Origin of the sequence: Nocardioides sp. NPDC047086 (genome assembly GCF_040643685.1) — a bacterium.
GTDB lineage: Bacteria > Actinomycetota > Actinomycetes > Propionibacteriales > Nocardioidaceae > Nocardioides.
The window spans coordinates 12,792-27,387 of record NZ_JBEYUV010000024.1; the positions used below are offsets into that span (position 1 = coordinate 12,792).

At 68.5% G+C, this 14,596-nt stretch carries 13 protein-coding genes; 8 read left to right on the forward strand and 5 right to left on the reverse strand.

The annotated features are described in order from the left end of the window. Positions 1-193: 193 nt before the first annotated feature. Positions 194-652, reverse strand: coding sequence for a low affinity iron permease family protein (locus ABZ796_RS17460; protein WP_357338500.1), 459 nt, complete (start codon positions 650-652; stop codon positions 194-196). A 133-nt stretch (positions 653-785) separates the two neighbouring features. Continuing rightward, the gene (locus ABZ796_RS17465; RefSeq protein ID WP_357338502.1) at positions 786-2,222 is read right to left on the reverse strand and encodes a glucose/sorbosone family PQQ-dependent dehydrogenase; all 1,437 of its coding nucleotides are present in this window, start codon (positions 2,220-2,222) and stop codon (positions 786-788) included. A gap of 163 nt (positions 2,223-2,385) precedes the next feature. On the opposite strand from ABZ796_RS17465, the gene ABZ796_RS17470 reads away from it, so the two are divergent. Together ABZ796_RS17470 and ABZ796_RS17475 are read left to right on the forward strand one after the other, a co-directional pair. Further along, positions 2,386-3,336, forward strand: coding sequence for a 5'-nucleotidase (locus ABZ796_RS17470; RefSeq protein WP_357338503.1), 951 nt, complete (start codon positions 2,386-2,388; stop codon positions 3,334-3,336). A gap of 430 nt (positions 3,337-3,766) precedes the next feature. Next, positions 3,767-5,224 (forward strand): alkaline phosphatase PhoX, encoded by a 1,458-nt coding sequence (locus ABZ796_RS17475; RefSeq protein WP_357338505.1) that lies wholly within the window; start codon positions 3,767-3,769, stop codon positions 5,222-5,224. Between the two features lie 59 nt (positions 5,225-5,283). On the opposite strand, the gene ABZ796_RS17480 is transcribed toward ABZ796_RS17475, so the two are convergent. Then, positions 5,284-6,393, reverse strand: coding sequence for a ScyD/ScyE family protein (locus ABZ796_RS17480; RefSeq protein WP_357338506.1), 1,110 nt, complete (start codon positions 6,391-6,393; stop codon positions 5,284-5,286). A 266-nt stretch (positions 6,394-6,659) separates the two neighbouring features. On the opposite strand from ABZ796_RS17480, the gene ABZ796_RS17485 reads away from it, so the two are divergent. Beyond that, positions 6,660-8,111 (forward strand): MFS transporter, encoded by a 1,452-nt coding sequence (locus ABZ796_RS17485; RefSeq protein WP_357338507.1) that lies wholly within the window; start codon positions 6,660-6,662, stop codon positions 8,109-8,111. A 96-nt stretch (positions 8,112-8,207) separates the two neighbouring features. Here the strand turns inward: ABZ796_RS17485 and trpS are convergent, their stop codons facing one another. Beyond that, complete coding sequence (gene trpS / locus ABZ796_RS17490; RefSeq protein ID WP_357338509.1) at positions 8,208-9,185, reverse strand: tryptophan--tRNA ligase; 978 nt, start codon at positions 9,183-9,185, stop codon at positions 8,208-8,210. A gap of 185 nt (positions 9,186-9,370) precedes the next feature. On the opposite strand from trpS, the gene ABZ796_RS17495 reads away from it, so the two are divergent. From ABZ796_RS17495 to ABZ796_RS17515, 5 genes are all read left to right on the forward strand, one after another. Next, entirely contained in the window at positions 9,371-10,576 is a 1,206-nt protein-coding gene (locus tag ABZ796_RS17495; protein ID WP_357338510.1) for an acetoin utilization protein AcuC, read from the forward strand. A gap of 209 nt (positions 10,577-10,785) precedes the next feature. Further along, positions 10,786-10,989: a helix-turn-helix domain-containing protein gene (locus ABZ796_RS17500; protein ID WP_008356311.1), complete on the forward strand. Its 204-nt coding sequence runs from the start codon at positions 10,786-10,788 to the stop codon at positions 10,987-10,989. Positions 10,990-11,174: 185 nt separating this feature from the next. After that, the gene (locus ABZ796_RS17505; protein WP_008356322.1) at positions 11,175-11,276 is read left to right on the forward strand and encodes an AURKAIP1/COX24 domain-containing protein; all 102 of its coding nucleotides are present in this window, start codon (positions 11,175-11,177) and stop codon (positions 11,274-11,276) included. Between the two features lie 14 nt (positions 11,277-11,290). After that, complete coding sequence (locus ABZ796_RS17510; RefSeq protein ID WP_357338514.1) at positions 11,291-12,310, forward strand: NAD-dependent epimerase/dehydratase family protein; 1,020 nt, start codon at positions 11,291-11,293, stop codon at positions 12,308-12,310. After that, entirely contained in the window at positions 12,303-13,259 is a 957-nt protein-coding gene (locus ABZ796_RS17515) for a lysophospholipid acyltransferase family protein (RefSeq protein WP_357338516.1), read from the forward strand. The genes ABZ796_RS17510 and ABZ796_RS17515 overlap by 8 nt, the downstream gene beginning before the upstream one ends. A gap of 122 nt (positions 13,260-13,381) precedes the next feature. Here the strand turns inward: ABZ796_RS17515 and ABZ796_RS17520 are convergent, their stop codons facing one another. Then, positions 13,382-14,572 (reverse strand): DUF5667 domain-containing protein, encoded by a 1,191-nt coding sequence (locus ABZ796_RS17520; protein ID WP_357338517.1) that lies wholly within the window; start codon positions 14,570-14,572, stop codon positions 13,382-13,384. Between the last annotated feature and the right edge of the window lie 24 nt (positions 14,573-14,596).

The following is a 14,596-nucleotide window of genomic DNA, read 5'->3' on the forward strand; positions in this document are numbered from 1 at the left end:
CCGCCACGAGGAGTTCGTCCTCGGAGCGGCCCCGGTCGTTCCTGCGTGCAGGCTCAGCTCGGCGGCCGCTCCCCGGACGGGTAGCGGAACGGAAGCGGTCGCTGCTGCATACCGACCACGCTAGGCAGGCGCGGCGCCGGATGCACACCATTTTCTTCGCGTACGCCCTCCGGTGAGTCCGGGTGCGGGCGGCTCATTCCGCGCTCTCCCGCTCCTCCAGCCCGACGGCCTGTCGTAGCTCGTCGCGGTCGTCGCGGAGCTCGGGATGGTCGCGGGCCAGTCGTTCCATCATGGCGGAGAGCCCTTCGGCGATGGCGTTGAGCTTCTGCTGGACGGCGTCGTCGGTCCGCTTCTGGGTGTTCTGCAGGAGCGCCACCAGCAGGAACGTGACGATCGTCGTGGCCGTGTTGATGATCAGCTGCCAGGTGTCCACGTCGGGCAGCACGATGATGGACGGCGCCCAGATCACCACGAGCAGCACGCACATCACGAAGAACCACGCCCGCGACACGAACGCGCTCGCATGGGTGGCGAATCTGTCGAACACCCCGACGTCGTTGCTGACCTGGGAGGGCATCGTCTTCACGTCGTCGTGGTGTGACTGGCCGGACCCGTCCCGTTCGGAGTGCTGCTCACGCTCACTCGTCGACATCACTACCTCCTGTGCCGAGGGCTCCGGTACCCGAATCACGGTCCCGCCACCCCCGCGGCCGATCGCCGTGGGCACCACCGACGACGTCGGGCCGGATCGCCCGAGGACGATCCGGCCCGACGAGCGAGGTACGTCAGTTGCTGACCGGGAAGGCGAGCAGCGAGCCCGGGTGGGCGAGGTCGGTGGTCGGGGCGTCCCCCTCACCGCGGACGAGGCCGGCGGTGTCGGTGATCGCGTAGACCGTCTTGCCGTCGGGGCTGACGATGGTGGCGCGGAACCGGTCCTGGTCGGTGTAGAGCGGCTCGACCGCGACCACGTCGGTCTCGATCGAGTTGAGGCCCAGCCGGTAGATCGTGCCGTCCTTGAGGCTGGTCATGATCACCGAGTTCTCCCAGCCCGGCATCGCCCGGCCGGTGGCCGGCTTGTAGTAGGTCAGGCTGGAGGGCGCGATGGTCGGGTAGCAGATGTAGTAGAGACCCGACTCGTCGCACGGGGCGCCGGTGAAGTCGTGGTCCCAGGTGACCGACGTTCCGAAAGTGTCCAGCGGCTCGGTGAAACGCTCGGTGAACTCCGACTCCTTCCACGTCGGTACGTCCTGGTGGATCTCGAAGTCGGAGTGCGTCAGCTCCGCGCAGGGCGTGGGGGAGGAGGCGCTCCAGTCGCCGTAGACGTAGGCCGACTCGTCGTCCTGATAGCCGGCGACGTTGGGCCAGCCGTAGTTGCCGCCGGCCCGGAGCAGGTTGATCTCGTCGTCGGTCTTGGGCCCGTGCTCGGCCTCGAGGAGCTTGCCGGACGCGGTGAACGCGAAGCCCTGGGGGTTGCGGTGCCCGTAGGTCCAGATGTGGCTGCGTACGCCGCTGATCGTCGGGTTGTCGGTCGGGATCGAGCCGTCGCGGTTCAGGCGCAGGGTCTTGCCCTGGTAGGCGAACCAGTCCTTGCCGGCGACCTCGGCCGCGGTGGGCAGCGTCTGGGCCTGGTTCTGACGGCAGGCGAGGGAGTACTGGTTGGTGCCTTGGTCGCCGATCGAGTAGTAGAGCTTCCCGTCGGGACCGATCAGCAGGCGGCCGGCCTGGTGGTCGATGCTGCCGGGCAGCCCGGAGATGATCGTCGCGGGCTTGACCAGCTTCTTGGTGGCGTCGTCGTAGCTGTAGCGGACGATCTTGGTACGCCGGGTCTCACCCGTGGACTCCTCGGCCCGGCCGGAGTCGTAGGTGAACGAGACGTACGCATAGCCGCGGTCGTTGTTGACGACCGACGGTTCCACGGCCAGACCCAGCACGCCGTCCTGGCCGCTGGAGACGGCCTGGGAGGAGAGGTCCAGCAGGGTGCTCTTCGCGCCGGTCGTGGGGTCCACGCTGAGGACCGACCGGCCGCTCTTCTCGGTGAGCCAGAGCTTGTCGCGGGCTCCCCACGCGAGCGAGTAGGGGTTGTTGAGGCCGTCGGCGACCACGCTCGGTCTGCCCAGCGCCGGATCGGCACCGGTGCCCGCGGTGGCGGGCGGAACGGTGATGGCCAGCGCTGCCAGAGCGGCGGATCCGGCGGCGAGACTCAGGCTTCGTGTGATGCTCATGAGACGTACTTCTCCTCCAGGGGAAGGGGGATCGAAGAAAACAAAACAGCGATCCTCCCCGAGAGATGTGGCCGGTGCCACGAGGACGCTGGCGCGAACTATGGCGGACCTGAGTTGATCTGGCAACGACCTGGTTCCGGTCCCGAGCGGTAGGTTGCGGAGCGTGGGATACGAGCTGAGTGACCGGTTGGTGGTCGGGATCGCGTCGAGCGCGCTCTTCGATCTGACCGAGTCGGATGCCTACTTCCGCGAGCACGGGGAGGGGGCCTACCGCCGCTACCAGGACGAACGCATCGACGAGCCGCTCCGGCCGGGTGTCGCGTTCCCGTTCATCAAGCGGCTGCTGGGCCTCAACGACCTGGCGCCGGACGCCGAGGACGGTCTCGTCGAGGTGATCGTGGTCTCGCGCAACGACCCCAACACGGGGCTGCGGGTGATGCGCTCGATCGAGCACCACGGCCTGCCGATGACCCGCGCGGTCTTCACCCAGGGTCGTTCACCTCACCCCTACATCGGCGCGCTGGACATGTCGCTGTTCCTCAGCGGCAACCGTGAGGACGTCATCGCGGCCAACCGCGAGGGATTCCCGGCCGGTCACGTGCTGCCCTCGGCGGCGACGTACGACGAGACCGACCGCTCCGTCGTCGTCGCCTTCGACTTCGACGGAGTGCTTGCCGACGACGGCTCCGAGCGGGTCTTCCGCGAGGAGGGGATCGAGAGGTATCGGGCCTACGAGGCGAGCCGGAAGACCGAGCCGCTCGCGCCCGGGCCACTGCAGCCGCTGCTGCGCGACCTCAACCAGATCCAGCAGATCGAGGAGCAGCGCCGCCTGGAGGATCCGGGCTACGAGCCACGGCTGCGGATCGCGCTCGTCACCGCTCGCGGCGCACCGGCCCACGAGCGAGCGATCCGGTCGCTGCAGTCCTGGGACGTCCACGTCAACGAGGCCTTCTTCCTCGGTGGCGTCGAGAAGGTGCGCGTGCTCCAGGTGCTCCGCCCGCTGATCTTCTTCGACGACCAGACGACCCATCTGGACGAGGTGGTCGAGTCGATCGCCGGGGTGCACGTCCCCTACGGCGTCGCCAACTCCGACGACGTTCCCGCTGGTCAATAGGGCCGTCACAGTTCAGCCACAGGATGTTCTCAACTGGGGGACAGCCCCTGGCTTGTGTCACCCTGGAATGAGTTGTACAGATTCTGTTCACGTATGAAGTGCGAGGAGTTCACTCGATGACTTCGGCTATGTGTGCCAAGTGCACCGAAGACGAGGAGATCCGGGTTCTCTCGCGTACGGCGGGGGGCCGCCGGCGACTGATGTGCTGCAGGTGTGGGTACGCGTGGGAGAGCGGGCGCTCCGGCCCCGCCCGGAGAACCGGCCTGACCGGCCTGTTCGGGGCGGCCTGACGCGCCGTCTCGGCGTACGTTTCACGGTGTGGTCGTCTGAGGTTCACCTCAGGCGGGCGCCCGGGTGTTGCGGAGTGGCTTGGGTAGAGGGCTGAGACCTGTCTCGGGTTCCCCTACCAAGCTCCGAGGAGTTCCAACCCATGTCCGCAACTCGACGCTCCCTGCTCACCGGAGGAGCCGCGGCCGGGGTCGGCCTGGCCGTCGCCGGTGCCGTTCCCACTCTTGCCGAGGCGAAGCCGGTCCGGCCCGGCACCCCCGGACGCAAGCGCGCCCGCGAGCCGTTCCCGCCGCTCGTGGACGACCCGAAGGGGATCCTCGCGCTGGCCGAGGGATTCACGTACGCCATCGTCACCTCGGCCGGAGAGACGACCCTGGAGACGGGGGAGAAGACACCGTCCAACCACGACGGGATGATGGTGCTCGGTGGCCGGCGTGGGCGCTACACGCTCATCCAGAACCACGAGATCGAGCCCGGCGAGGGCATCTCGGTGCCGCTGGTCGACGGCACCGTCTACGACCCGGGCGCACCCTCGGGCGGCTGTACCGTGATCACCACCGACGCGGGCGGCGCCAACCTCGGTGAGTTCGTCGCGATCTCCGGAACCTCGACCAACTGCGCAGGCGGCCCCACCCCGTGGGGGACCTGGCTGACCTGCGAGGAGACCGTCAACGACGCCGGCGAGAAGTGGGAGGGCGAGGACGGCACCACGGGCACCTACGAGAAGGACCACGGCTACGTCTTCGAGGTCTGGGCCGACGGCTCGGCCGACCCGCGGCCGATCAAGGCCTTCGGCCGCTACGACCACGAGGCCCTGGCGATCGACCGGACCCGCACCAAGGTCTTCCTCTCCGAGGACGCCGACGAGCCCAACGGGCTCTTCTACCGCTGGACCGCTCCGGCCGGGGTCAGGCTCGGCCCGGGCGTGCTCACCGAGCTGGCCGACGACGCCGGCACGCTCGCCGCGATGCAGATCATCCTCCCCGACGGCTCCGTGGTCCCCGACGTGGCCTACCTGACCTCCGCACAGCTGGGCCGGCCCTTCCCGGTGAGGTGGAAGGCGGTCCCGGAGCGGGACGCCCAGGAGACGCCGTGCCGCGAGCAGTTCGCCGACGGCGAGGTCACCCGCGGTCGCAAGTTCGAGGGCGTGTGGAGCACGGACGAGGGTGTCTACGTGGTCAACTCCTACGCCTGGGAGGACACCGATCTCCCGGCCGACGCGAGCCCGCACGACGGCATGGTCTGGTTCTACGACTTCGAGGCCGAGACCATCCAGCTGGTCACCTACTTCCCGCACCAGAGGCAGTCCGAGGACGATGCCCCGGCGCCGAAGTACACCGACCTCACCTTCGACGGTCCCGACAACGTCACCGTGACCCCCTGGGGTTCGCTGGTGCTGGCCGAGGACGGCACCGGCGCCTCGCACGTGCTCGGCGCGTTCCCGGGCGGCCCGGCGTACGCCATCGCGCGCAACGACCTCAACGACTCCGAATTCTGCGGCCCGTGCTTCTCGCCCGACGGCAAGGTCCTCTTCGTCAACATGCAGGACCCCGGCTACACGCTGGCCATCACCGGCCCGTGGGAGCGCTACCTCGGCTGAGGCCGAGAAGGAAGACGTACGCGGCGGGCGACTCGGGCCGCCCGCCGCGTACGTCCGGATCACCCGAGGTTGACCAGCTTGCCGGCCGGCGGCGAGGTGCCGTCGGTGCCGGAGAGGACGTCGATCGTGGCGACCACGCCCCACCTGGTCCACTCGACCGCTCCGGGAGTCGGCGGCGAAGCCTTCGTCCAACGGTGGCCGTGGCGTACGGCGGTGATCTTGTTGCCGAACATCTCGGCCACGTAGATCGTGCCGTGCGGACTCACCGCTACGCCGGTGGCGCCGAGGAAGTCACGAGCGACCTGCTTCTTGTGTCCCGTCCGGGCGTCGATCTTGAAGACGCTCCCGCGGGGACCGAGCTCGGGCCCCTCCGGTCCGCCCGGCAGGCTGGTGACGTAGAGCCGTCCGTGGTGGCCGGTCTCGACATCGGTCGGCACACCCTCGAAGTAGTAGGTCCGGCCCACGAAGCACTGGTCGAGCCCGAAGCCTTCGACCACCTCCGGAGTGAAGGTGTACGGGATCCCCGGCAGCGTCGTCACGGTCCGCACGTGACCGTACGAGGAGACCGACAGGATGCTGTTGCCACCGGCGTCGGCGACGTAGGTGCGACCGTGGGCGCCGGCGGTGGCGTACGGGTGCGAGTCGATCGCGCCCTTGTAGGCGGCTGGCGCGCCGATCTCGGCCGGCCACTTCGCGTTGCAGGCGGTGTCGCCGTCGCGGAACCCGTAGGACGCACGGCCGTCGGGGTTGCGCTTCGTCTCGTAGGCGTGCAGGTCGGCGACCGTCTTGACCTTGCCGGACGGGTAGAGCCGCTTCAGCCAGCTGCCCGTGTTCTCGAAGGTCTCGCGGTTGGACCGGGTGACGACGAACGTCACCACGCCGTCGTGGACCGAGAGCCCGCCGACCTCGTAGCCGTTGGGGTCGGTGTAGATGACCTTGGCCTTCTTGCCCGGCCGGACCTTCAGGATCTGCCCGGCGAAGTTCGAGGAGACGTACGCAGTTCCGTCGTGGTCCACCGCCGCGCTGAGCGGGCTGAGCAGACCGGTTGCGAGAACGCCCTTGGGCAGACCAGGTTTGGAATGGGCCTGTGCTGCCGGGGTGGTGGCGATGAGCGCCGCGCCGAGGATCAGTGCGACAGCCGCCGTCAGACACCGTGGAAGTCTGGACATGGTGTGTCCCCCTTGTGTTGTCCGTACCGACCGGCGACCGCGTCGTCACCGGTCGTCATTCAGTCTCATTGCCTTCGGTGGCGATCGAATCGCCCGGTTTGGGTAAGGCCTTTACCTGCCGCTCGACGGCGCACGTGAGGTTGTGAGCGCTGTGAGGCCGTGAGAGGAAGTTGACGGTCTGGCCCGCGAGGGTTGGCTGCCGCTGAAACGTGGGCTGGCGATCGTGGGTGGTATCTCGCCGACTGCCCGCACCTGAGGAGCCCACCATGAGCCGCCGCTACTGGATCGACGACTGGCGTCCGGAGGACGCCACCTTCTGGGAGGAGACCGGGGCCAAGACCGCCCGCCGCAACCTGATCTGGTCGATCTTCGCCGAGCACCTCGGCTTCTCGGTCTGGCTGATCTGGTCGGTCTCCTCGGCCTTCCTGGTCGCCCAGGGTTTCGACTTCACCCCGAGCCAGCTGTTCTTCCTGATCGCCATCCCGAACCTGGTCGGTTCGCTGCTGCGGGTGCCCTACACCCTCGCGGTGCCGAAGTTCGGCGGTCGCAACTGGACGATGATGTCGGCCGCGCTGCTGCTCGTGCCGACCCTCGGCTTCGCGTACGCCGTCACCCAGCCGTCCACTCCCTACTGGGCCTTCTGCCTCATCGCCGCCACCGCGGGGCTCGGCGGCGGGAACTTCGCCTCCTCGATGGCGAACATCAACTTCTTCTATCCCGCCTCGAAGAAGGGGGCGGCGCTCGGTCTCAACGCCGCCGGCGGCAACCTCGGCGTCGCGCTCATCCAGTTCCTGCTGCCGGTCATCGTCGGTGGCGCCGGCATCTTCGGGCTGATCAAGGCATCGTCCGGTGGCATCGACCTGGAGCGGGCGGCGTTCGTCTACGCGGCGCTGGCCGTCATCGCGATCCTCGCGGCCTTCTTCTTCATGGACAACATCAGCTCCGCGAAGTCGTCCGCGCGTGAGCAGCTCTCGGTCGTGAAGTCGAAGCAGACCTGGATCATGTCGTTCCTCTACATCGGCACCTTCGGATCGTTCATCGGCTACTCCGCTGCGATGCCGCTGCTGATCAAGCTCAACTTCTGGGTGCCCGAGCCCGCGCCGCTCGGCACCGGCATCTACTTCGCCTACTTCGCCTTCCTCGGCGCCCTGATCGGCTCCGCGACCCGGCCGCTGGGTGGCTGGCTGGCCGACCGCTGGGGCGGCGCGAAGGTCACGCTCGGCGCCTTCATCGGGATGGTCGTCTTCACCCTCGCGGTGCTGTGGACCCTGATGCAGCTCACCCCGAACCCGGACGCCTCGCCCGCCATCGCCCAGGCGAACCAGTCCTGGTTCCCGGTCTTCCTGGGCTTCTTCATGCTGGTCTTCGCCTCGACCGGCATCGGCAACGGGTCGACGTACAAGATGATCCCGTCGATCTTCCGCCGTGAGGCCGAGCTGGCCACCACCCCGGGCACCGCCGAGCGGGACACGGCCCTAGTCGGCGCGACCAAGAAGTCCTCCGCCGCGGTCGGCATCATCGGCGCCGTCGGCGCGATCGGCGGGTTCCTCATCCCGATCGCCTTCAACAGCCCCTGGGTCGACAACCCCCTCGATGCCACCAAGTCGGCGTTCGTCGCCTTCACCATCTTCTACGCCATCTGCGCCCTGGTCACCTTCGTGGTCTACCTGCGGCCGCAGGGTGCTCGGGTCGGTGAGCTGGCGGACGTGCGGATCTGACGGGCCCGGCAGGGGTAACACGGTGTTACACCGGGTAGCAGCGTGCTGCAGCACGCTCTTACCCGCGCGGACACCGTGTTACCCGTGGCTGCGTCGTCAGCTCAGCCCGATCGCAGCCTCCGCGGCGGCCAAGACCGGGGCGGTCACATCCCGGCACCTCGCCGCTCCGGCGGCGTAGACCTGCGTGACGTACGCCCGGTCGGCGGCGAGCTCGTGGTAGCGCTTCTGGATCGGCTCGAGCTCGGCGATGACGGCGTCGGTGACCGCCGACTTCAGAGCGCCGTAGCCCGACAGCCCGGCAGAAGAACCGCCGCAGGCCTCGAGGATGTCGATCAGGTTGGTCACGCCCGGCCGCTCGGGATCACGCGAGACGTCCCCGGCGGAGTCCGTGACCGCACGAGCCACCTTGCGACGTACGACATCGGCATCGTCCAGCAGGAAGATCGACCCGGGGTGCTCGTCGCCGGCGGACTTCGACATCTTGTTCGTCGGGTCGGCCAGATCCATGATCCGGGCCCCGGCCCCGGGGTGCACGGCCTGGGGGACCGAGAAGACCCGGCCGTACGTCGTGTTGAACCGGATCGCGATGTCCCGGGCGAGCTCGACGTGCTGGCGCTGGTCGTCACCGACGGGCACCTCGGTGGCGCCGTAGAGCAGGATGTCGGCGGCCATCAGCACCGGATAGGTGAACAGCGACGCGCGCACCGATGCCCCGACGCGGCGTGACTTCTCCTTGAACTGGATCATCCGCCCGAGCTCGCCGGTGTGCGCGACGCACTCCAGCAGATAGCCGAGGGAACGGTGCGCGGGGACGTGGGACTGGATGAACAGCGTGGCCGGTTCGAGCCCGGAGGCCATCAGGAGGAGGGCCATCTCCTCCGTCCGCGTACGCAGAACCGACGGTTCGTGCGGCAGCGTCAGGGCGTGCAGGTCGGAGAGCCCGTAGTAGGCGTCCGCGTCGGCCGAGGCGGCCATCTCGACAGGCTCGACACATCGCATCGGGCGCAGCGCGCCGAGCAGGTTGCCGAGGGTGAGCCGGCCGGAGGGCGTGATGAGGGAGAGTCGCTTCGTCATGGTGGACCTTTCGGATGGTGAGGCCCACGGGTCAGCGACGATACCTACGAGAAAGGCCGCCCGTGGGCGGCCTGATGTGAGTGCTCGACAAGAGGGTGGACCGCCTAGGAGGCGGACCACCACTCGGTGGAACGAATGCTGAACACCTCTCCAGTGTTGCACACCTCACGGATACCGTGTGGCCCATGACGACTCCGCCGACCACGTGGCCGACCTCGTGCCAGGGGCACTCGACGGTCGTCTTCGACGAGAGCCTGGCCGACTACGACTTCGGCCCGACTCACCCGATGGCGCCGATCCGGGTGGACCTGACGATGCGCCTGGCGGGCGAGCTCGGCGTACTCGACCACCTGAAGGTCGTCGAGGCACCGATGGGCACCCCGGAGCAGCTGCTCACCATCCACGACGAGAGCTACATCGAGGCGGTCATCAAGGCCGGCCGGAGCGGCGAGTCCGACCTCGCCCACGGCCTCGGCACCGAGGACGATCCGGTCTTCGCGCACATCCACGACGCCAGCGCGCACATCGTCGGCGCGAGCATCGAGGCCTGCCGCCAGGTCTACTCCGGCGAGAGCCTGCACAGCGCCAACATCATGGGCGGCCTGCACCACGCGATGCGCGGACGAGCCTCCGGGTTCTGCATCTACAACGACGTCGCCGCCGGCATCCAGTGGCTCCTCGACCAGGGCGTGAAGAAGGTCGCGTACGTCGACGTGGACGTGCACCACGGGGACGGTGTCGAGCGGGCCTTCTGGAACGACCCGCGCGTCCTGACGATCTCGCTCCACGAGACCGGGCAGCTCCTCTTCCCCGGCACCGGCTTCGCCGAGGAGGTCGGCGGGCCGGAGGCCGAGGGGACCGCGGTCAACGTCGCGCTGCCACCCGGCACCGCCGATCACGGCTGGCTGCGCGCCTTCCACGCGGTCGTGCCCGACCTGATCCGTGAGTTCCAGCCCGAGATCCTGGTGACCCAGCAGGGCTGCGACTCCCACACCGACGACCCCTTGGCCGACCTGGCGCTCAGCGTGGACGGCCAGCGGGCGGCGTACGTCGCGCTCCACGAGCTCGCCCACGAGGTGTGCGCGGGCAAGTGGGTGGCGTTCGGCGGCGGCGGTTATGCGGTCGTCGACGTCGTGCCACGCGCATGGACGCACCTACTTGCGCTAGTGTCGGGGAATCCCTTGGAGCCGACGCTCGACGTGCCAGGTGGCTGGCGTGAGCACGTGCAGACGCGCCTCGGGAGGGTCGCACCGTTGCGCATGACGGACGGACGCGAACCGGCCTACCGCGACTGGGGGAGCGGATACGACCCCGGTACGTGGCTGGACCGGCAGGTCCATGCGACTCGCACAGCGGTGTTCCCGCTGCACGGGCTCGACCCGATGCCGTAGCCCGACACCTAGTTTCGAGCCGGCCTAGAAACCTCAGATCGTCGCGCCCAAAAGCAACTCGACACGCCGGTGGTATGTGAGATTCTCAAGGGTGTCCCCTTCCCCATCAGTCACATCAGGCCCTATTCTCACTTTGGGATCGCGTTTTTGGACCAGCGGTGGGGAAGCCGCTGGCGTCGCGATCACTCGAGAGAGAACGGTGGAAGCAGATGGTTACTCCTTCTGGAGACATCTCTGACAGCAAGTTCCTGACCGTTGCCGAGGTTGCGTCGATGATGCGCGTCTCCAAGATGACGGTCTACCGGTTGGTTCACTCGGGCGAGCTGCCTGCGGTACGTGTCGGTCGTTCCTTCCGGGTTCGGGAGGACGACGCGAACGAGTACCTCAAGAGCTCGTTCTACAACGCGGGCTAGTTGTCGGACCCCGCGCCCGGGCAGGATGGGCGCGGGGGCAACACCGGTCTCACCGGGTCACCGATTCTCTGTGGGTGCCCTGACTTCGTTAGTCTTACCCCCTAGGTCTGTTTGCCGCGCGCTGCGGTGAGTGGCCGCGTCGGCACCGGGCCGGCATTCTCTGCAACGATCGTGAAGGGTTCCCCGTGGGTTCTGTCATCAAGAAGCGTCGCAAGCGCATGGCGAAGAAGAAGCACCGCAAGCTGCTCAAGAAGACTCGCGTCCAGCGCCGCAAGCTCGGCAAGTGACGTTCGTGGCGTAGGTGGCGGAACGCACCGGACCCGGCCGGGTCCTCCTGGTCACCGGGGTCTCGCGTGACCTCGGGCGCCGTTTTGCGCGCGCTGCCGCCCGCCACCCGAACGTCGAGCGGGTGATCGGCGTCGATGTCGCACCGCCTCGCGGTGACATCGGCAAGGTCGGATTCGTCCGAGCCGACATCCGCAACCCGGTGATCGCCAAGGTGATCGCCAAGGAGGAGGTCGACACCGTCGTCCACCTCAGCGTCATCGCGACCCCCGGCACCACCGGGGGTCGTTCGACGATGAAGGAGCTCAACGTCATCGGGACGATGCAGCTCCTCGCGGCCTGTCAGACTGCGCCGTCCCTGCGCCAGGTCGTGGTGAAGTCGACGACCCAGGTCTATGGGGCGAGCAGCCGCGACCCGGCGATGTTCACCGAGTCGATGGAGCCGCGGCGCACCCCGTCCTCCGGCTATGCCCGCGACGTGGCCGACATCGAGTCCTACGTACGCGGCTTCGCCCGTCGTCGGCCGGACATCGCGGTCACGGTGCTGCGCTGCGCCAACGTCCTCGGACCGAGCGTGGTCAGCCCGATCACGGCCCATTTCCGGCGCTCGGTCGTGCCGAGCGTGCTGGGCTTCGACCCGCGCCTGCAGTTCCTCCACGAGCAGGACCTCTACGGCGTCCTCGAGCATGCCGTACGCACCGGTGTCCCCGGGACGTTCAACGTCGCCGGTGACGGCGTGCTGACCCACTCGCAGGTCGCGCGCCGGCTGCAGCGGGTCACCGTGCCGATCCCCGAGCCGCTGTTCGGTCTGACGAGGTTCGGTGGCGGCGAGTATCCCGCCGAGCTGAGGGCGCTGCTGACCTACGGTCGCGGCGTCGACACCACCCGGATGCGCTCCCTGCTGGGTTTCGAACCTCGATACACCACCGAGGACACGGTCGTAGACTTTGCGGACAGCGTGATGCCGTCCGCCAACCGTGCTGACCGTGCGCTGGCCGCCTTGGAGAGCCGACTGACAGGAGCGCCCGGTGACTGAGTCCGCCGCCCAGGGTTTCACCGGCACCAACGCGCGCGAGCGCCACCCGCTGCGGGCGATCCCGGCGGCCGACTGGGCCGCGGCTCTGGAGAGTGCCGCCAAAGAGGTCTTCGGCACCGAGTGGGAGGAGCAGCTCGCTCGGTTCATCGTGTTCCTGCGCCGCCGGATCTCGGGCGAATACTCCGTCGACGAATACGGCTTCGACCGCGAGCTGACCCAACGCTTCCTGCTGGCCGTGCTGCGGCCGATCAAGGAGAAGTGGTTCCGGGTCGAGGTGCGCGGTATCGAGAACATCCCGACCGACGGCGGCGCCCTGATCGTCTCCAACCATTCCGGCACCATCCCGATGGACGGCCTGATGACGATGGTCTCGATCCACGACGAGCTCGGGCGTGACCTGCGCCCGCTCGGGGCCGACCTCGTCTTCCGGATGCCGATCGTCGGCAACATCGCCCGCAAGGCGGGCGCCACGCTGGCCTGCAGCGAGGATGCCGAGCGGATGCTGCGCAACGGCGAGCTGGTCGGCGTATGGCCCGAGGGTTTCAAGGGCATCGGCAAGCCCTACAGCGAGCGCTACAAGCTCCAGCGCTTCGGCCGCGGCGGCTTCGTCTCCTCCGCGCTGCGCACCGGCGTCCCGATCGTGCCGCTCTCCGTCGTCGGCGCCGAGGAGATCTACCCGCTGGTCGGCAACATCCCGGCTCTCGCCAAGGTTCTCGGCGTCCCCTACCTGCCGATCACGCCGTTCTTCCCGCTCCTCGGGCCGCTGGGTCTCATCCCGCTCCCGTCGAAGTGGCTGATCGAATTCGGCGAGCCGATCCGCACCGATGCGTACGACGACTCGGAGGCCGATGACCCGATGCTGGTCTTCAACGTCACCGACCAGGTGCGCGAGACGATTCAGCAGACCCTCTACCGCCTGCTGGGCGAGCGCGCCTCCGTCTTCGGCTGACGCCGCCCCGCGCCGAGAAGTCGGCTTTTGGCCGCGAGAAGTCGATTTCTGGCGTCGAATGGACCATTCGGTCTCATGAAATGACCTCTCGGCGTCAGAAACTGACGCCTCGGCGCTGTGCGTTACGGGGTGAGGAGGCCGGTGGCGCCGGCGAGGACGTCGCCGACCAGGCCGGTGACGCCGGTGACCAGGCCGGTGACGGGGTCCGTCACGGTGCCGGTGTCGGGGTCCGGCTCCTCGGAGGGATCGCCGTCGGCGGGGTTGGTGGGGCTCGGCAGGATGCTGCCGTCCTCATCCGGTTCCTCGGAGGGCTTCTCCGGGTCTTTCTTCTCGCCCTTGGGGTCGGTCACCGAGCCGGGACCGATCTTGTCGGGGTCGATGGAGGGCAGGTCGAGGGCGTTGTCGTCCTGGGTGAGCGGCGGCAGCGCCTCGGCCTCGACGACGGTGTCGGCCGGAAGCAGCCCGTCGATGTCGGAGGTGAGGCTGGAGACCAGCGTCGCCGGAAGCTCGGTGATGCCACCCTCGCAGGTGGGGCAGAGCTGGGCGGCGGCCTGGTCGATCAGCACGAGGGTCTGGGCGGCGTCGGAGACCGCGGGCTCGGCCCGCTCGGGCACCTTCGGGCTCAGCTCGGCCAGTTCCTCGACGCCATCGGCCGCGAACGTACGCAGCTGGGCGAGCGAGTCGTTGTCCTGGGACTGCTCGAAGTCGCTGATCAGCAGGTCGGAGCCATGCGCGGCCTGGCGTGAGAACGTCTCGAGCGTCGTGGTGACCCGCTCGGCGTCGGTCATCGGCGCGTCGGCGACCAGCGACTTGGCCTCGCGCAGGCGGGTGCCGGCGTCCTCGAGGATCCGGATGCCACGGGCCTGGGTGCTGACGGTGAAGCCGGCGGAGACGTTCTCCACGGCACGCTTGACCGGGTAGAGCGAGTCGCCGGGCAGAGCGGTCTGGGACGCGGCCGCGGCACCCGCGGTGCCGCCGACGATCGCCATCGCGGCGAGGGCGACGGCCAGATTGCGCTGCCGGCGCGGCCTGCGTACGGGACCGACGGTGAGCTTGCGCTCGACGGTCTTCTCGGTGCGCGGCGCGGGCACGAGCTCGGTGTCGGCGGCCTCCATGAGGCGCTCGCGCAGGGAGACGGAGAAGTCGCGACTGGGGACGGCGGAGTCGCTGAGCGTGGAGAGCGACGAAGCGAAGACGGCCAGATCACGAAGCTCGTCGGCAGACTGCGAGGCACGCCGATCCGTCGCGGCACACGCCGCGACCATTCGGTCGAACTCGTCGGCACGCTTTCGCGCCGGGAACGCCGGGCTCATCGGAGGGTTCCTACTCGGTATCGG